18 protein-coding genes are annotated in these 15,375 nt (G+C 74.2%); 12 read left to right on the top strand and 6 right to left on the bottom strand.

Translation table 11 applies throughout. From position 1 onward, the window contains the following. The first annotated feature begins 68 nt into the window (after window positions 1-68). The 6 genes from AC5L3Z_RS28095 to AC5L3Z_RS28120 all read left to right on the top strand — a co-directional run bounded on the left by AC5L3Z_RS28095 (window position 69) and on the right by AC5L3Z_RS28120 (window position 6,574). Window positions 69-3,098 carry an Rne/Rng family ribonuclease gene (locus AC5L3Z_RS28095; RefSeq protein ID WP_494846258.1) on the top strand — a complete coding sequence of 1,010 codons (3,030 nt, stop codon included), beginning with the start codon at window positions 69-71 and terminating at the stop codon, window positions 3,096-3,098. A 118-nt stretch (window positions 3,099-3,216) separates the two neighbouring features. Further along, window positions 3,217-3,723, top strand: coding sequence for a hypothetical protein (locus tag AC5L3Z_RS28100; RefSeq protein ID WP_494846260.1), 507 nt, complete (start codon window positions 3,217-3,219; stop codon window positions 3,721-3,723). 166 nt (window positions 3,724-3,889) lie between these two features. After that, complete coding sequence (rplU, locus tag AC5L3Z_RS28105; protein ID WP_088960746.1) at window positions 3,890-4,204, top strand: 50S ribosomal protein L21; 315 nt, start codon at window positions 3,890-3,892, stop codon at window positions 4,202-4,204. 11 nt (window positions 4,205-4,215) lie between these two features. After that, entirely contained in the window at window positions 4,216-4,470 is a 255-nt protein-coding gene (gene rpmA / locus AC5L3Z_RS28110) for a 50S ribosomal protein L27 (RefSeq protein ID WP_334533271.1), read from the top strand. Window positions 4,471-4,560: 90 nt separating this feature from the next. After that, the gene (obgE, locus tag AC5L3Z_RS28115; RefSeq protein ID WP_494846263.1) at window positions 4,561-6,054 is read left to right on the top strand and encodes a GTPase ObgE; all 1,494 of its coding nucleotides are present in this window, start codon (window positions 4,561-4,563) and stop codon (window positions 6,052-6,054) included. A 70-nt stretch (window positions 6,055-6,124) separates the two neighbouring features. Beyond that, on the top strand, window positions 6,125-6,574 hold the full coding sequence (locus AC5L3Z_RS28120) for a GNAT family N-acetyltransferase (protein ID WP_494846265.1): 450 nt from the start codon (window positions 6,125-6,127) through the stop codon (window positions 6,572-6,574). 25 nt (window positions 6,575-6,599) lie between these two features. Here AC5L3Z_RS28120 and AC5L3Z_RS28125 read toward each other — a convergent pair whose 3' ends face one another. Then, window positions 6,600-7,082 (bottom strand): DUF4383 domain-containing protein, encoded by a 483-nt coding sequence (locus tag AC5L3Z_RS28125; RefSeq protein ID WP_334615298.1) that lies wholly within the window; start codon window positions 7,080-7,082, stop codon window positions 6,600-6,602. A 200-nt stretch (window positions 7,083-7,282) separates the two neighbouring features. On the opposite strand from AC5L3Z_RS28125, the gene AC5L3Z_RS28130 reads away from it, so the two are divergent. Genes AC5L3Z_RS28130 through AC5L3Z_RS28140 form a run of 3 tightly spaced genes read left to right on the top strand, consistent with a single transcriptional unit; the run spans window position 7,283 to window position 9,253 of the window. Continuing rightward, on the top strand, window positions 7,283-8,077 hold the full coding sequence (locus tag AC5L3Z_RS28130) for a hypothetical protein (protein ID WP_494846267.1): 795 nt from the start codon (window positions 7,283-7,285) through the stop codon (window positions 8,075-8,077). Between the two features lie 31 nt (window positions 8,078-8,108). Beyond that, the gene (locus tag AC5L3Z_RS28135; protein ID WP_334533260.1) at window positions 8,109-8,573 is read left to right on the top strand and encodes a phage holin family protein; all 465 of its coding nucleotides are present in this window, start codon (window positions 8,109-8,111) and stop codon (window positions 8,571-8,573) included. Further along, the gene (locus AC5L3Z_RS28140; RefSeq protein WP_494846269.1) at window positions 8,570-9,253 is read left to right on the top strand and encodes a DUF3618 domain-containing protein; all 684 of its coding nucleotides are present in this window, start codon (window positions 8,570-8,572) and stop codon (window positions 9,251-9,253) included. Before AC5L3Z_RS28135 ends, AC5L3Z_RS28140 begins: the two co-directional genes overlap by 4 nt. 104 nt (window positions 9,254-9,357) lie before the next feature. On the opposite strand, the gene AC5L3Z_RS28145 is transcribed toward AC5L3Z_RS28140, so the two are convergent. Continuing rightward, window positions 9,358-10,473, bottom strand: a complete 1,116-nt coding sequence (locus AC5L3Z_RS28145) for a glycosyltransferase family 2 protein (RefSeq protein ID WP_494846271.1) — start codon at window positions 10,471-10,473, stop codon at window positions 9,358-9,360. Further along, window positions 10,470-11,210, bottom strand: a complete 741-nt coding sequence (locus tag AC5L3Z_RS28150; RefSeq protein WP_494846272.1) for a class I SAM-dependent DNA methyltransferase — start codon at window positions 11,208-11,210, stop codon at window positions 10,470-10,472. Before AC5L3Z_RS28150 ends, AC5L3Z_RS28145 begins: the two co-directional genes overlap by 4 nt. A 139-nt stretch (window positions 11,211-11,349) precedes the next feature. Between AC5L3Z_RS28150 and AC5L3Z_RS28155 the strand changes: the two genes are divergently transcribed. Together AC5L3Z_RS28155 and AC5L3Z_RS28160 are read left to right on the top strand one after the other, a co-directional pair. Continuing rightward, on the top strand, window positions 11,350-11,997 hold the full coding sequence (locus AC5L3Z_RS28155; protein WP_494846273.1) for an SRPBCC family protein: 648 nt from the start codon (window positions 11,350-11,352) through the stop codon (window positions 11,995-11,997). Further along, a complete protein-coding gene (locus AC5L3Z_RS28160) occupies window positions 11,994-13,172 on the top strand; it encodes a zinc-dependent alcohol dehydrogenase (RefSeq protein WP_494846275.1) in 1,179 nt (392 codons plus the stop codon). The genes AC5L3Z_RS28155 and AC5L3Z_RS28160 overlap by 4 nt, the downstream gene beginning before the upstream one ends. 90 nt (window positions 13,173-13,262) lie before the next feature. Here the strand turns inward: AC5L3Z_RS28160 and AC5L3Z_RS28165 are convergent, their stop codons facing one another. Both AC5L3Z_RS28165 and AC5L3Z_RS28170 read right to left on the bottom strand, forming a co-directional pair. Then, the gene (locus tag AC5L3Z_RS28165) at window positions 13,263-13,925 is read right to left on the bottom strand and encodes a cytochrome P450 (protein WP_494846276.1); all 663 of its coding nucleotides are present in this window, start codon (window positions 13,923-13,925) and stop codon (window positions 13,263-13,265) included. Further along, window positions 13,865-14,509 carry a cytochrome P450 family protein gene (locus AC5L3Z_RS28170; protein WP_494846277.1) on the bottom strand — a complete coding sequence of 215 codons (645 nt, stop codon included), beginning with the start codon at window positions 14,507-14,509 and terminating at the stop codon, window positions 13,865-13,867. The genes AC5L3Z_RS28165 and AC5L3Z_RS28170 overlap by 61 nt, the downstream gene beginning before the upstream one ends. A gap of 227 nt (window positions 14,510-14,736) precedes the next feature. On the opposite strand from AC5L3Z_RS28170, the gene AC5L3Z_RS28175 reads away from it, so the two are divergent. After that, window positions 14,737-15,135 (top strand): hypothetical protein, encoded by a 399-nt coding sequence (locus tag AC5L3Z_RS28175; protein WP_494846278.1) that lies wholly within the window; start codon window positions 14,737-14,739, stop codon window positions 15,133-15,135. 14 nt (window positions 15,136-15,149) lie between these two features. Here the strand turns inward: AC5L3Z_RS28175 and AC5L3Z_RS28180 are convergent, their stop codons facing one another. Then, window positions 15,150-15,368 (bottom strand): DUF397 domain-containing protein, encoded by a 219-nt coding sequence (locus AC5L3Z_RS28180; protein WP_334533988.1) that lies wholly within the window; start codon window positions 15,366-15,368, stop codon window positions 15,150-15,152. Window positions 15,369-15,375: the final 7 nt, after the last annotated feature.

Genomic DNA, 15,375 nt, shown 5'->3' on the forward strand with positions numbered 1-15,375 from the left:
CACTTTTGCGGCAACCCTGCGTGGCAGCGCTCAACCGCGCCCGGGGCAGCCAGAACTGGAGAACGTCCATGCTCGAGAACGAGCCCGAGGGCGGCGAACTGACCGGTTCACAGCCGGCCGGCGAACCCGCTGCAAGCACCACCGACAGCACCACGGAAGCGGCGCCGACCCGTCGGCGCACCACCCGGCGTCGGGCCGCCCCGCTGAGCCAGCCGGAGCAGGCCGAGGCGCCGGCCGAGGCGCCGACCACCGCCGCGTCGGCGACCGACGAGACGCAGCAGGCCGAGGTGATCGCTCCGGTCGCCGGTGAACTGGACACCGCGCCGAAGACCACCCGCCGCCGGCGCAAGGCCACGCCCGCGAAAGCCGCCGAGGAGCCGGTGGTCGTCACCGGTGCGGAGGAGGCCGGCGCCGAGGTCGTGCCGCCGGTGAAGGCGACCCGTACCCGGCGGAAGAAGGCCGCCGCCCCGGTGGCGGCCGAGCCGCCCGCGGACGTCCCCGCCGAGCAGGCCGCGGCGGCGCCACCGGAGGCCGGGCCGGTCGAGGAGCCCGCCGTCGAGGCGGCGGCGCCCACCGAGCCCACCGCGGCCGACGAGACGCTCGCCGAGGAGGCCCCCGCCGAGGAGACCGAGGAGGCCGCGCCCGCCGCGCCGGCCGTCGCGGTGTCCGGCGCGGAGAGCCGGGCCGGGGAGGTGCCGCCCGGCGTGTCGGTGCCCGGCGGCGAACAGCCGGCGGAGCCGGCCGCGCCGGAGCCGCGTACCCGCCGTCGGCGGGCCGTCATCGCCGCGCCCACGGTGCTCTTCATGGCCCCGCAGCCGGACGAGCTGCCGACCGCGCGGGTGGTCGAGCCGGCCGTCGAGGAACCCGCCGTGGAGGAGCCGGCCGAGACCGGTCGCCGCCGCCGTCGCGGCCGGCGCGAGGTCGAGCCGGTCGAGGTCGAGGTCGAGGTCGAGGTCGAGGAGGAGCCCACCGGCGAGGCCGAGGAGGAGGCCGAGACCGAGGACGAGGACGAGGAGAGCGCCGCCGCGCGGCGCCGGCGTCGTCGGGGCCGTCGGGGCCGCGGTCGTGGCAAGGGCGGCGCGGAGGACAGCGACGAGGACGAGGCCGAGGAGACCGCCGAGGCGGAGGCTGAGGCCGAGGCCGAGGAGGCCGACGAGGAGGAGGGCGAGGGCGACGGGTTGACCCGCCGCCGTCGCCGTCGCCGCCGCCGGGGCGCCGGGGACACCGAGGGGGCCGCCGACGACGGCGTGCCCACGGTCGTCAAGATCCGTGAGCCGCGCAAGGCCGTCGACGAGGTGCAGGGCGTCTCCGGCTCGACCCGGCTGGAGGCCAAGCGCCAGCGCCGCCGGGACGGCCGGGAGCAGCGTCGTACCCGCCCGCCGATCCTCAGCGAGTCGGAGTTCCTGGCCCGCCGGGAGGCGGTCGACCGGGTGATGGCGGTACGCCAGCGCGGCGACCGTACCCAGATCGCGGTCCTGGAGGACGGCGTGCTGGTCGAGCACTACGTCACCCGTAGCTCCTCCGGCACCATGGCCGGCAACGTCTACCTGGGCAAGGTGCAGAACGTCCTGCCGAGCATGGAGGCGGCCTTCGTCGACATCGGGCGCGGCCGCAACGCCGTCCTGTACGCCGGCGAGGTGAACTGGGACACCACCGGCCTGGAGGGGCGGGCCCGCTCGATCGAGCAGGCGCTGCGCTCCGGCGACTCGGTGCTGGTGCAGGTCACCAAGGACCCGATCGGGCACAAGGGCGCCCGGCTGACCAGCCACATCGCGCTCTCCGGTCGGCACCTGGTCTACGTGCCGAACGGCAACGCCTCCGGTATCAGCCGCAAGCTGCCGGACACCGAGCGCAAGCGGCTGCGTGACGTGCTCAAGAAGCTGGTGCCGGACGGCGCCGGCGTGATCGTCCGGACGGCCGCCGAGGGCGCCAGCGAGGACGAGCTCGCCCGCGACGTGAAGCGGCTCCAGGCGCAGTGGGAGGACATCCAGGCCAAGGCGGCCGAGGGTGGCGCCCCGGTGCTGCTCTACGAGGAGCCCGACCTGGTCATCCGGGTGGTCCGGGACCTCTTCAACGAGGACTTCCGCGAGCTGGTCATCGAGGGCGAGCAGTCGTACGACATCGTCGAGTCGTACCTGTCGCACGTCTCGCCGGACCTGGTCGCCCGGCTGCGCCGGCACGTCGGCACCACCGACGTGTTCGCCGAGTACCGGATCGACGAGCAGATCATCAAGGGGCTGGACCGCAAGGTCTTCCTCCCCTCCGGTGGTTCGCTGGTGATCGACCGGACCGAGGCGATGACCGTGGTCGACGTGAACACCGGCAAGTACACCGGCTCCGGGGGCAACCTGGAGGAGACGGTGACCCGGAACAACCTGGAGGCGGCCGAGGAGATCGTCCGCCAGCTCCGGCTGCGCGACATCGGCGGCATCGTCGTGATCGACTTCATCGACATGGTGCTGGAGTCGAACCGTGAGCTGGTGCTCCGCCGGCTGACCGAGTGCCTGGGGCGGGACCGCACCAAGCACCAGGTCACCGAGATCACCTCGCTCGGTCTGGTGCAGATGACCCGCAAGCGGATCGGCGCGGGCCTGCTGGAGGCGTTCAGCGAGCCCTGCGAGTGCTGCAAGGGCCGCGGTCTGATCATCCACACCGAGCCGGTGCCGGAGAAGCCGCGCTCCGGCGGCCCCGGCGCGGGGGAGAAGGTCAAGGCGGTCGCCTCGGCGGTGACCGCGCCCGCCCCGGCGACCGAGCAGTCCGGCACCGCGTCGCGGCGCCGCTCCCGCAAGGCCGCCGCCGCCGCGGAGCGCACGGTGGCGGAGATCACCGAGACCACCGGGAACGCCGAGATCGCCGGGCCCGCCGACGCCGGGACCGACGCCGAGTACCACGACACGATGGGTTACGACCTGTCCCGGTACGAGGCGGAGACGGCGGCCGCGCCGGCCGTCGCCGACGCCCAGGAGGGCGAGTCGGCCCGGCTGGCCGGGGCGGACGACCCGGACGCGCTGGCCGACGCCGACGAGGAGAGCGGCGAGGGCGGCTCCGGCCGGCGCCGGTCCCGCCGGGGCGGCGCCCGACGGCGGACCCGCCCGTGACCGGCTGAGCAGCGCGACGTTTCGCGGGGCCCCTTCCCCGGCAACTGTGCCGGTGGGAGGGGTCCTGTCGCGTCACCGGCCCCGGCTACGATCGGTCACCCCCGGCTAGGAGAAGAAGATGCGTCGCCTGTTCGCCGCCACCGTGGTGACCACCGTCCTGCTGACCGGCGCCGGCTGCACCGGCGACGACGGCCGGCCGGACGGGGCCGGTTCCGCCGGCTCCGGCGCTCCCGTCCCCGCCTCCACCGCCGCGTCGGTGGTCCCGTCCGCCCCGGTCAGCGTCGCCCCGGTGGGGGGCAACGGTCCGCGGGTCTGCGCCGAGGCGGAGCAGGCCTCCTCGGCGGCCGTGCGGAGGTACGTCGAGGAGCTCGGCAAGATGATCGCGGCGGTCGGGGCTAACGACAGCACCGGGGCCGAAACCGCCCGGAAGCGGGCGGAGTCGGCGCTGACCGACTGGCGTTCGGCGCTGCGGCGGCATTCGGCCGAGGCCTCCGACCCGCAGTTGAAGACCCTGCTCACCGACCTCGCCGCGGAAATCGGCCGGCTCGGCACCGACGTCGAGGCGATCGACGAGACCGAGCTGGACCGCCTCCAGCAGCGCCTCGACCAGCTCTGCGGGCGCTGACCGGCGGGCCCGGTTTGGGTACCGGGCCGGTCATGGCGTACTCTTTCCTGCGGCGCACTTTGGTGTGCCGAGTTCCCGCGTGCCCGCGCCGCCGGTGTCACTGCTACCCGGCGAGTTGCCGTGGGAACGACCGCCAGCAGCCTCAACGACAGGGAGTCCGCCTCCGATGTACGCGATCGTCAAGACCGGCGGCAAGCAGTACAAGGTCGCCGAGGGCGACGTGATCGAGGTCGAGAAGCTCGCCGGTGCCCCCGGCGACGCGGTGAAGCTCACCGCGGTGCTCCTCGTCGACGGTGACGACCTGGTGACCGACGCGGCGAAGCTTGCCTCGGTCGCGGTGTCCGGCGAGATCGCCGCGCACACCAAGGGCCCGAAGATCCGGATCCACAAGTTCAAGAACAAGACCGGCTACCACAAGCGCCAGGGTCACCGCCAGCCGTTGACCCAGGTCAAGGTGACCGGCATCTCCAGCGGGAAGTAGGTCGTCCTCCAATGGCTCACAAAAAGGGTGCGTCCAGCTCGCGTAACGGTCGTGACTCCGCGGCCCAGCGACTCGGCGTGAAGCGCTTCGGTGGTCAGGTCGTCAGCGCGGGTGAGATCCTCATCCGTCAGCGTGGCACCAAGTTCCACCCCGGTGACCTGGTCGGCCGCGGCGGAGACGACACGCTCTTCGCGCTGGCCCCCGGTGCGGTCCAGTTCGGCACCAAGCGCGGTCGCAAGACCGTCAGCATCGTGCCGCAGCAGTAATTTCCCGGCGAAGCGGGCCGAGGACCTCGTGTCCCGGCCCGCTTCGTCTTTTCGCACGCGGGGGCGTACCCCGCTGGAAGGATTGGCGTCGTGACGACGTTCGTTGACCGGGTCGTCCTGCACATGCAGGCCGGCGACGGCGGGCACGGCTGTGCCTCGATCCACCGGGAGAAGTTCAAGCCGTTCGGCGGCCCGGACGGGGGCAACGGCGGGCACGGCGGCAGCGTGTCGCTGGTGGTCGATCCGCAGGTGACCACGCTGCTCGACTTCCACTTCCGTCCGCACCTCAAGGCCGAGAACGGCAGGGGCGGGGCCGGCTCGAACCGCGACGGCGCCAACGGCCACGACCTGATCATCAAGGTGCCGAACGGCACCGTGGTGCAGACCCTCGACGGCGAGGTGCTGGCCGACCTGGTCGGCGCGGGCACCACCTTCGAGGCGGCCCGGGGCGGGCGTGGCGGTCGCGGCAACGCGTCGCTGGCCAACGCCCGGCGCAAGGCCCCCGGCTTCGCCGAGCTGGGTGAGCCCGGCGACCGGCTCGACGTGGTGCTGGAGCTCAAGAGCGTCGCCGACGTCGGCCTGGTGGGCTTCCCGTCCGCCGGCAAGTCGTCGCTGATCGCGGTGATCTCCGCGGCCAAGCCGAAGATCGCCGACTACCCGTTCACCACGCTGGTGCCGAACCTCGGCGTGGTCCGGGTCGACAACCACACCTTCACCGTCGCCGACGTGCCGGGCCTGATCCCCGGCGCGGCCACCGGCCGGGGGCTGGGGCTGGAGTTCCTCCGCCACGTCGAGCGCTGCGCCGTGCTGGTGCACGTGGTCGACACCGCGACGCTGGAACCCGGCCGGGACCCGCTGGCCGACATCGACGCCATCGAGTCCGAGCTCACCCAGTACGGCGGCCTCGCCGACCGGCCGCGACTGGTGGCGCTCAACAAGATCGACGTACCGGACGGGCGGGACCTCGCCGAGATCGTCCGGCCGGACCTGGAGGCGCGGGGCTTTCAGGTCTTCGAGATCTCCACGGCCACCCGCGAGGGGCTCAAGGAGCTGATGTTCGCGATGGCGGAGGTGGTCGAGCAGGCCCGCCGCGCCGCGCCGCCGGCCGAGCCGACCCGGATCGTCATCCGCCCGAAGGCGGTCGACGACGCCGGCTTCACCATCGAGGCGGAGGAGGACGGCTCCTTCACCGTGCGCGGCGTGCGGCCCGAGCGCTGGGTCAAGCAGACCAACTTCGAGAACGACGAGGCCATCGGCTTCCTGGCCGACCGGCTGGCCCGCCTCGGCGTCGAGGACAAGCTCGCCAAGGCCGGGGCCAAGCCGGGTGACCTGGTGCGCATCGGCGAGCGGGAGTTCGACTGGCAGCCCACCCTCTACGCCGGGGCCGACTTCGTCCCGGGCAGCCGGGGCACCGACGTCCGGCTGGAGGAGAAGTCGGCCCGGGCGTCGGCGGCGGAGCGGCTCGCCGCCCGTAAGGCCCGCCGGCAGCGCCCCGCCGACGAGGCGGAGGCCGACGGTCTGGACGCCGACGTCTCCGACGACCTGACCGACGACGACCTGACCGACGACGACGACCTCGACTAGCTCGACGCCGGCCGTGTCCGGGTCGACCAGCGGAAACCTCCGCGAAATCGACCCGGCATAGCGTGTGGCGGTGCTGATCGAGTCCCGCCCCGCCACCGATCCGGAGATCGACGCCCTGGTCACCGCCCAGCAACGCGAGCTGCGCGACGCCGACGGCGGCCTGGACGGGCAGGTCACCGTCGTCCACGGCGACATCCGCTACCTGGTGGTCTCCGACGGCGGTCGGGCGGTGGCCTGCGGTGGGATCCAGGCGCTGGACGCCGACACCGGGGAGCTGAAGCGGATGTACGTCCGCCCGGCCCACCGGGGGCGGGGGATCGCCCGGCAGTTGCTCAGCGCGCTGGAGGAGCTGGCCTTCCAGCAGGGGCACTCGGTGCTCCGCCTGGAGACCGGGACGTACCTGCCGGCGGCGATCGGGCTCTACACCTCCTGCGGATACGAGCCGATCCCGGTCTACGGCGAGTACGTCGGCAACCCGTACAGCGTCTGCTTCGCCAAGCGGCTGCCGGTCGCCGCCTGAACCTCCCTCCGACGTCCCGGCCGGGTCAGGGCCGGTCGATCGGGGTGTCCAGCCGCCCCCCGGTGCCCGCGTCGTTGGAGAGCAGCAGCCCGAGCGCGAGCATGCCGAAGCCGAGCAGCAGGTGCAGCCAGTCGTCCGCGTCGTTGAGCGGCACGAAGTTGGCCACGCTCTCCTGCTCGATCGCGAAGCCGTACAGCCAGAGCCCCAGGTAGGCGACGCCGCCACCGGCGAGGAAGAGCCGCGCGCCGGCGACCCGCCGGGCCATCACCAGGCCGGCCAGGCCGAAGAGCAGGTGCAGGGCGTTGTGCAGGATCGACACCTGGAACAGCCCGAGCAGCTTCGCCTCCGAGTGGTGACCGGCGAAGGTCAGGCCCGCGTAGTCCGTGGTGACGCCCGGGACGAAGCCGAGCACGCCGAGCAGCAGGAAGACGGCGGCCACCACCGCGGCGGCCGGCTGGATCCGCGGCCGAGGGCCGGCCGAGCCGCGTCCGCGCACGTCACGTGCCATCGATGTCACCTCCGTGGCTGAGCCGTCCCCGAAGCCGGGCGACCCTCCATTGTGTGACCGAGAGGTGATCCCGCCGCAGAGAAATGGCGAATCAGGCATGGAGTTGGCGACCGGGGGTAGGTGATTGGACACGCCGACGAAACGCCGGCGTGACCCCCAGACGCAGAACCGCGACGAGTTTTTCGAGCGGAAGGGAAACCATGACTCACGATCTCTCATCCACGTCCTCCACGTACGGACAGGGGCAGAGCAACGGCGGTGGCGTGCGCGACCAGGCCCGCCAGGTCGGCTCCGAGGCGGCCAACGCGGGCGGCGCGGTCGCGCAGACCGCCAAGGAGCAGGGCCGCGAGGTGGCCGACGAGGCCAAGCGCCAGGCCCGCAACCTCTACGGCGAGGCCCGCAACCAGCTCGCCGGCCGGACCAGCGAGCAGCAGCGCCGCGCGGCCGGTGGCCTGCGTTCGCTGGCCGAGGAGGTGCGCTCGATGGCACAGAACGGCGGCAGCGCCGGACCGGTCACCGAGCTCGCCCACCAGGCGGCCGACCGGGTGCACGGTGTCGCCGGCTGGCTGGAGGAGCGGGAGCCGGGCGACCTGCTCAACGAGGTGAAGAACTACGCCCGCCGCAACCCGGGCACCTTCCTGGTCGGCGCGGCCCTGCTCGGCGTGGTCGCCGGCCGGCTCACCAAGGGCCTCACGTCGGCCTCCGACGGGCAGAGCGACACCCACGGCCTGTACGGCTCGACCAACGGCTACGACCCGGACCGTACGGCGGTCATCCCGACCCCGCCCGCGCCGCGCGCCGGCTCGGAGACCATCCCGCCGGGCGGCTACCTCGACCCGGCCCCGGGCTACTCCGGCCAGGGTGCGGCCTACCCGGACAGCGGGACCACCACCGGCTACGCCGACCCGGCCGGTGGCGTCGGTCAGCCGCTGCCGCCGGTGACCCAGACCGACCCGCTGCCGGGCGTGCCGTCCAGCGGCACCAACCGTCCGTGAGCGTTCGAGCCATCCGAAGGGAGGCGGCGGCATGAGCACGCCGACGCAGGGGTCCGGACTGGACTCCGGGTACCACCCCGCGGGTGCACCGCACACCGCGGACGAGGTCAGGGGCAGCTCCCTCGGTGAGCTGATGCGGTCGGTCACCACCGACCTGTCCACCCTGATGCGCCAGGAGGTGGAGCTGGCCAAGGCGGAGATCCGCCAGGAGGGCAAGAAGGCGGGCAAGGCCGCCGGTCTCTTCGGCGGCGCCGGTTTCGGCGGCTACATGGTCGCGCTCTTCCTCTCCCTCGCCCTCTGGGCCGGGCTGTCCAACGTGATGGACGCCGGCTGGGCCGCGCTGATCGTCGCCGTCATCTGGGCGGCCATCGCCGGGGTCCTCTACAGCATGGCCAAGAAGAACGCCGAGCGGATTCGCGGCCTCAAGCAGACCAACGACAGCGTGCAGCGGATCCCCGACGCGCTCAAGCCCCACCCGGAGGGAGTCACCCGATGAGCACCGATCCCGACCAGATCCGCCGGGAGATCGAGGCCACCCGCAACAGCCTCAGCACCGACGTGGACGCGCTGGCGTACAAGGTCAGCCCGAGCCGCATCGTCGACGACCGCAAGCAGCGGGTGCGCAGCGCGCTGCAGAATGTGAGGGACAAGGTTATGGGAAGCGCTTCCGACCTGGGCCACGGCGGCAGCCACGCCGCCCACTCGGTGGGTGGGCACGCCTCGTCGGCGGCCTCCACGGTCAGCGACAAGGCGCACTCGGCCGCGTCCGCCGTCAGCGACAAGGCCCACTCGGCGGCGTCCACGGTCGGTGACGCCGCCCAGCGGGCGCCGCAGGTGATCCGGCAGAAGTCCGAGGGCAACCCGCTGGCCGCCGGCCTGATCGCGTTCGGCGCCGGCATGCTGATCTCCTCGCTGATCCCGGCCAGCCGGCGCGAGCAGGAGCTGGCCACCCAGGTCAAGGAGAAGGCCACCGAGCACAGCGGGGCGGTGAAGGAGAAGCTGGGCGAGGTCGCCAACGAGATCAAGGAGGAGCTGCGCGAGCCGGCGCAGCAGGCCACCCAGTCGGTGAAGTCCACCGCCCAGGACGCCGTGCAGGCGGTGAAGGACGACACCAGGTCGGCCGCCTCCGACGTCAAGGACCAGGCGCAGCAGTCCCGCGAACAGGTGCGGAACTGAGCGAGGACCGTCGTACGCCGCAGCTCGCGGCCACTTCCGGCAGCGCCGGACAGTGGCCGCGAGCTGCCGTCTGCGGCCCCGCCGGCGGTGCCGGCCTCCGCTGACTACCCCGCGGGTGTCAACCGGGCGGCCCTTCTCGCGCGCAGGGTGCGTTCGGAGTGGGCGGCGAGGCGGACCCGACCGCCGGCGTAGCGGACGCCGCCGAGCAGGAGGCGTCGGCCGAGGGCCAGCCAGCTGCACGTGCCGCGTTCCAGCAGCCAGAGCGGGGCGGCCAGGGCGGCGGTGCGGGGGAAGACGGCGGCACCGCCGGCCCGTCGCCGGCCACTCTCGGCCAGCGCCACCGTCACCGCGCCCGCCGCGAGCAGCAGCCCGGGCCGGCGGGCCACCAGCGCCGCCGCCACGCCGGGCAGCACCGCCAGCGCGGTGAGCAGCCGCACCGGCTGGGCCAGATCGTCGTACGCCTGGCGGACCCGCTGGCCGCGGAAGTGCGCGGTGGTCGGCGGCAGCCGGCGGACGTACAGCCCGGGCGGGGCGGCCTCGGTGCCGCCGTACGCCCGCACCGTGCGGATCAGCTCCAGGTTCTCGAAGAGCACGTCCGGGTCGTAGCCGCCCATCGCGTCGAAGGTGCTCCGGCGCACCGCCAGGGTGCCCGGGTAGTCCGCGCCCAGCGCCCGGTTGAGCAGGATGCGGCCGGTGTCCCACCAGGCGTGCCAGGGCACCGGGTCGAAGTGGTTCTGCGGCCGGACCAGGTCGGCGGCGTCCAGCAGCCGGTGTACCGCCCGCAGCCCCGCGGCGTCGTAGCGGACGTCGTCGTCGGCGATCACCACGTGCTCGTGCCGGGCCGTCGCGACGCCGGTGAGCACGCCGCGGACCTTGCCGTTGACGCCGCGTACCGCCGGGTCGGGGGCCACGTGCCGGACCGCGCCGCGCCACGCGGCGGCGTGCCGGGCGAAGACCTCCGGCGGGGACCCGTCCACCACGGTCACGTCGACCAGCGTGGCGATCGAGCGCAGGTACCCGGTCAGCTCGGCCAGGCCGGCGTCATCGGACCAGCGCAACGGTAGGACGTACTCGACGGGGAGCCGGGCGGGGTGCACGCCCTGGCCCGCCACGGCGGCCGACCCCGCCGCCGCCGGAGTCGCGGGCCCGGTGGCGCCCGTCCGGGCGGCGGGCGCCGCCGCCTCGCCGCCGCCCGGCCGGGGCCGGGCCGGGGCGCTCACGCCGACTCCGGGCGCCGGTAGACCGACACGTGGTCCCGGCTGTCGTCGGTGAAGGCGGCGCCCGACCAGTCGGCCCATCGGTGCTCCCGTTCCATCCCGGCCAGGCGGGCCATCAGGTCCAGTTCGGCGGGCCACGCGTAGCGGTGGTTGGCGGGCAGCAGCCGCACCCCGTCGTTGCCGAGCCGGATCTTGGTGGTCTCCATCCGCTGCTCGGCCGGGTACAACCGGGCCGCCTCCAGCAGCACCGCGTCCTGGGCCACGTGCACCGGGCGCAGCGCCGTGCCGCCCCGGAACGCGCCGGGGTCCGGCACCCACGCCTCCACCACGAACCGGCCCCCGGGCCGCAGGTGCGCGGCGGCGTTGCCGAAGCAGGCGACCTGGGCGTCCTGGTCCGGCAGCGCGAAGATCGTGTTGAACACGAGCAGCACCAGGGCGAACTCGCCGGGGACCCGGGTGGTGGTGAAGTCGCCGAGCGACACCTCGATCCGCTCACCGCCGGGTTTGGCCCGCAGCCGGGCCGCCATCTCCGCCGACCCCTCGATCCCGGCGACGGTGAGCCCTCGCTCGCGCAGCGGCAGGGCCAGCCGGCCGGTGCCGATGCCGAACTCGCAGACCGGGCCGCCCTCGGCGAGCGCCGCCAGGCGTTCGACCGCCGCCTCGGGGCAGAGGTGGGCGAACGCCACGTCGTAGACCTCGGCGGGGATGTGCCGACCGTACTCGCTCGCGTCGAAGGCCAACGCTGCCTCCCGGGGGATGGGTGTTCGTGGCGGCATGCCCGGAAACCGACCGATCAAACGGGGCGTTTCGACGGGTTCACGCCGGGTAGCGCACGGGATGCGGACGACCATCCCCGGGCGTCCCAGCGGAGGAGACGTGATGACCAGCAACGGAACGAGGTGGGCCCTGCTCGGCGTGACCACCGTGACCGCGGTGGGGGTCGGTCGGCTGGTGGCCCGGCGGCGGCGACGCCACCAGCCGGACCGGCGCAACGGCTGGTACGTGGTGCGGCGCGGGATCACCGTGGACCGCCCGATGGACGCCGTGATCGGATTCTGGACCGACCGGGAGCGGCTGGACCGCGCCCTCGCCGAGTGGGCCACCCTCGAACAGCTCGGCGAGAACCGGTGGCGCTGCGTGGCCAGCGACCCCGTCGGCGGCGGCACCGAGTGGCGGGCCGAGGTCACCGTCGACGGGCCGGGCCGGCTCAGCTGGCGGGTCACCGACGGCCCCGTACCGCAGGAGGGGCACGTCGACCTGACCCCCGCCCCGCAGGACCGGGGCACGGAGATCCGGGCCGAGCTGCGCTACCGCGGCGGCGGGCGGCTGCGCCGGGCGCTCGGGCTGGCCCGGGGCCGCGGCGACGGGCCCGACCTGGCGCTGCGGGACGCGCTGCGGCGGATCAAGTCGCTGATCGAGAGCGGCCAGATGATCGACACCCGGCACGACCCGTCCGGGCGGACCGCGGCGCAGGAGAAGGCGACCGACCCGCTGCGCGAGCGGCTGACGACGGGGGGACGGGCGTGAGGGCGCTCTGCTGGGAAGGCGTCGGCAAGCTGGCGGTGCGGGACGTGCCCGAACCCCGGATCCGCGCCGACGGGGACATCATCGTCAAGGTCCGGGCCAGCAGCGTCTGCGGCTCCGACCTGCACCTGATCAACGGTTACCTGCCGGCGATGCGGGAGGGGGACATCCTCGGCCACGAGTTCATGGGCGAGGTGGTGGAGACCGGGCGCGGCGTGCAGCGGCTGCGCGTCGGCGACCGGGTGGTGGTCGGCTCGGTGGTGGCCTGCGGCGGCTGCTGGTACTGCCGCACCGAGCAGTACTCGCTCTGCGACAACTCGAACCCGCAGCCGGTCCTGCCCGAGAAGCTGTGGGGCCACTCGCCGGCCGGCATCCTCGGCTACTCGCACGCTGCCGGCGGCTACTCCGGCAGCCACGCCGAGTACATCCGGGTGCCGTTCGGCGACGTCGGGGCGTTCAAGATCCCCGACGGGGTGGCCGACGACGCGGCGGTCTTCGCCTCCGACGCCATGCCCACCGGCTGGATGGCCGCCGAATTCTGCGGCCTGAAGGGCGGCGAGGTGGTGGCGGTCTGGGGAGCCGGCGGGGTCGGCCACATGGCCGCCCGCGCCGCCCAGCTGCTCGGCGCCGGCCGGGTGATCGTCATCGACCGGCTGCCGGAGCGGCTCGGCACGGCCGCCGAGCGGCTCGGCGTGGAGACGATCAACTACGCCGAGACCGACGTGCTGGAGGCGCTGCGGGAGATGACCGCCGGCCGGGGCCCGGACGCCTGCATCGAGGCGGTCGGCATGGAGGCGCACGACGTCGGCCCGGTCTACGCGTACGACAAGGCCAAGCAGACCGCCCGGTTGCAGTCCGACCGCCCCACCTCCGTCCGGCAGGCCATCATGGCGTGCCGCAAGGGCGGCACGGTGAGCATCGTCGGCGTCTACGGCGGGCTGGTCGACAAGTTCCCCCTCGGCGCGGCGATGAACAAGGCCCTGGTGCTGCGGATGGGGCAGATGCACGCCCAGCGCTACATCCCGATGCTGCTGGACCGGCTCGCCGGCGGCGAGATGGACCCCGGCTACCTGGCGACCCACCCGATGTCGCTGGAGGAGGGCGTCCGCGGCTACGAGATCTTCGAGAAGAAGGAGGACGCCTGCCTGCGCAGCGTCCTGCATCCGGCGGCGGCCTGACCGGCCCCGCCACCGTGGCCGCCGGGCGGGGGGACAGCGCTCCCGTCCCGGGGGCCGCCGGCGACGCCCGCCGACGACGCGGTACGCGGGTCAGCCGGTCCGGCGGACGTTCTCGATCAGGAAGCCGCTGGGCGGCAGCGTCGGCATCCGGCTCAGGCTCACCGCCAGGTTCTGCGGCGGCACCTCGTACCGCATCTCGGTGGTCAGCAGGGTCACCGCCTGCTTCATCAGCTCGATGGTGAGCCACTCGCCGGCGCAGCGGTGTCCGCCCAGGTGCGGGCCGGCGCCCTGCGGCACGAAACCGTACGGGTCGTCGCGCCAACCGGTGAACCGCTCGGGGCGGAACCGTTCCGGCTCCGGCCAGAGCTCGGGGTGGTGGTTGGTGCCGTACAGGTCGAGCAGCACCCGCCGCCCGCGCGGGAAGTGGTGGCCCTGCCAGTCGAAGGAGCGCCGGACCCGGGCGGCCGCCATCGGGAAGAACGGGTAGTAGCGGCGGACCTCCTGCACGAAGCACCCGGTCGCCTCCTCGTCGGCGCGGACCCGCTCCCGCCAGGCCGGGTGGTCGTGCAGGGCCAGCGCGGCGAAGACCACGAACCGGTCGACGGCGACGGTGGGGCGCAGCACGTTGAGCAGCTCCACCGCGGCGACCCGGCGGGGGAGCAGCCGACCCCGCTCGTCCCGGTGCGCGGCGATCACGTGCAGCGCGCTGCCCTCGGGGGCCGGCAGCGCGCCGGCCCGGGCCCGGCGCACCACGTCGGCGTCCAGCGCTCGCCCCGGCGGCGGCCCAGCAGGCCCCGCCAGTGCCGGGGCCCCAGCGCGGCCGGCGCGTCGATCATCGCGTGCAGGGTGTCGGTGCGCCGGGCGACCTCCCCGTCGGCCAGCGGCACACCCGCCCAGGCGCACACCGCCCGGGTCAGCAGCCGTCCGACCTCGTCGTAGAGCACCACCGGCCCGAGCCGCTCCCAGATCGGGAGCCGGGCCCGCCACTCGTCGGCGAAGAGCTGACCGAGCTGCCGGACGGCGGTCGGCGTCATGATCGACATCAGCATCGCCTTGCGGTGGGCGTGCGCCGAGCCGTCGAGCCCCTGCACGCCGCCGCGGCCGGTGAGGGTGCGCTGACCCCGCTTCGGCGTCGCGTCCTCGCGCTGGAACCGCTCGGGGTCGTAGAAGAGCACCGCGGCGGCCCGGCCGCGCAGGCAGATGGTCGGTTGCAGCAGCAGTCGGGTGGCGAAGATGTCGCTGTCGTAGCGCTCGCACCGGGCGCTGATGAACCGGTACCCCTCGCGGAGGAACGACAGCGAACTCTCCGGGCTGCGGTCGGCGGGGGTGCTGGCCATCGGGCTCTCCCTGACACGGACGACGACGGGCGGCCGAGTTCGTCTACCCGGGCCGGGGCCGCTGAATCCCTCCGGCGCGGGCCGTCGTGCCCCGAGTCGCCGCAGTTCGGGGGGTGTGGGCCAGCGAGCGGGCCGCCGGCTGGCCCCTCCCAGGACGCCGGAAACCTGGTTGTCTCGTCCCGGGGCCGGCAGCGCTGTCCGGCCGCGAGCGACGACGGGGAGGACCGATGGGGGACAACAGGCCACCGCAGTGGCGGCAGCGCCGGGTGATGCAGGGAATCGGTCGGGGCCGGGCCGCCCGCCCCGACGAGCCGTTGATCTCACCGCCCCGGCGGGCGCCCCGGCCGCCCCGCCGCTTCACCGCCCACCTCGGCTTCGAGGCGGACGGGCCCGAGCAGGCCCGCGACCTCGCCGTGACGTACGCGGAGGCGTTGGGCCTGCTCCGGCCGGAGCTGGCGCTCGGCGCGGCCGCCGTCTCCCCGGCCGACGCCTGGCACCGGGCCGAGCGGCTCTTCTGCGGGGCGGTCGGCCCCGACGGCGAGCGCTGCGCGGACGTCGCCGGTCATCCCGGCTTCCACCACGCTCCCGGCCCGGGCGGGCTCGGCTGGGGCGAGGGCGACCGGTGAGCGCCGCCGCCCGCTCAGTCCAGGTCGAACTCGCCGTCCTGGGCGCCGGCGACGAAGGCGTCCCACTCGGCCTGGGTGAAGACCAGCACCGGGCCGTCCGGCTCGGCGGAGTTGCGCATGCCGATCAGATCGTCGACGAAGGCGACCTCGACGGCGCTGTCGGAGCTGTCGCCCTCGGCCCGCTGCCAGACCGCCCGGGACAGGTCGAAATCGCCCTTGGGGTGCTGACCCATTGTTCGT

The organism is Micromonospora sp. LZ37 (assembly GCF_059359015.1).

What these genes read in the sequence shown, in the direction of transcription:
- AC5L3Z_RS28140 (WP_494846269.1), top strand. Translation starts at nt 8,570, where the DNA reads ATGAGCACCGATCCCGACCAGATCCGCCGGGAGATCGAGGCCACCCGC.
- AC5L3Z_RS28135 (WP_334533260.1), top strand. Translation starts at nt 8,109, where the DNA reads ATGAGCACGCCGACGCAGGGGTCCGGACTGGACTCCGGGTACCACCCC.
- AC5L3Z_RS28170 (WP_494846277.1), bottom strand. Translation starts at nt 14,509, where the DNA reads ATGGCCAGCACCCCCGCCGACCGCAGCCCGGAGAGTTCGCTGTCGTTC.
- rplU (WP_088960746.1), top strand. Translation starts at nt 3,890, where the DNA reads ATGTACGCGATCGTCAAGACCGGCGGCAAGCAGTACAAGGTCGCCGAG.
- AC5L3Z_RS28125 (WP_334615298.1), bottom strand. Translation starts at nt 7,082, where the DNA reads ATGGCACGTGACGTGCGCGGACGCGGCTCGGCCGGCCCTCGGCCGCGG.
- AC5L3Z_RS28155 (WP_494846273.1), top strand. Translation starts at nt 11,350, where the DNA reads ATGACCAGCAACGGAACGAGGTGGGCCCTGCTCGGCGTGACCACCGTG.
- AC5L3Z_RS28100 (WP_494846260.1), top strand. Translation starts at nt 3,217, where the DNA reads ATGCGTCGCCTGTTCGCCGCCACCGTGGTGACCACCGTCCTGCTGACC.
- AC5L3Z_RS28130 (WP_494846267.1), top strand. Translation starts at nt 7,283, where the DNA reads ATGACTCACGATCTCTCATCCACGTCCTCCACGTACGGACAGGGGCAG.
- AC5L3Z_RS28175 (WP_494846278.1), top strand. Translation starts at nt 14,737, where the DNA reads ATGGGGGACAACAGGCCACCGCAGTGGCGGCAGCGCCGGGTGATGCAG.
- AC5L3Z_RS28180 (WP_334533988.1), bottom strand. Translation starts at nt 15,368, where the DNA reads ATGGGTCAGCACCCCAAGGGCGATTTCGACCTGTCCCGGGCGGTCTGG.
- rpmA (WP_334533271.1), top strand. Translation starts at nt 4,216, where the DNA reads ATGGCTCACAAAAAGGGTGCGTCCAGCTCGCGTAACGGTCGTGACTCC.
- AC5L3Z_RS28095 (WP_494846258.1), top strand. Translation starts at nt 69, where the DNA reads ATGCTCGAGAACGAGCCCGAGGGCGGCGAACTGACCGGTTCACAGCCG.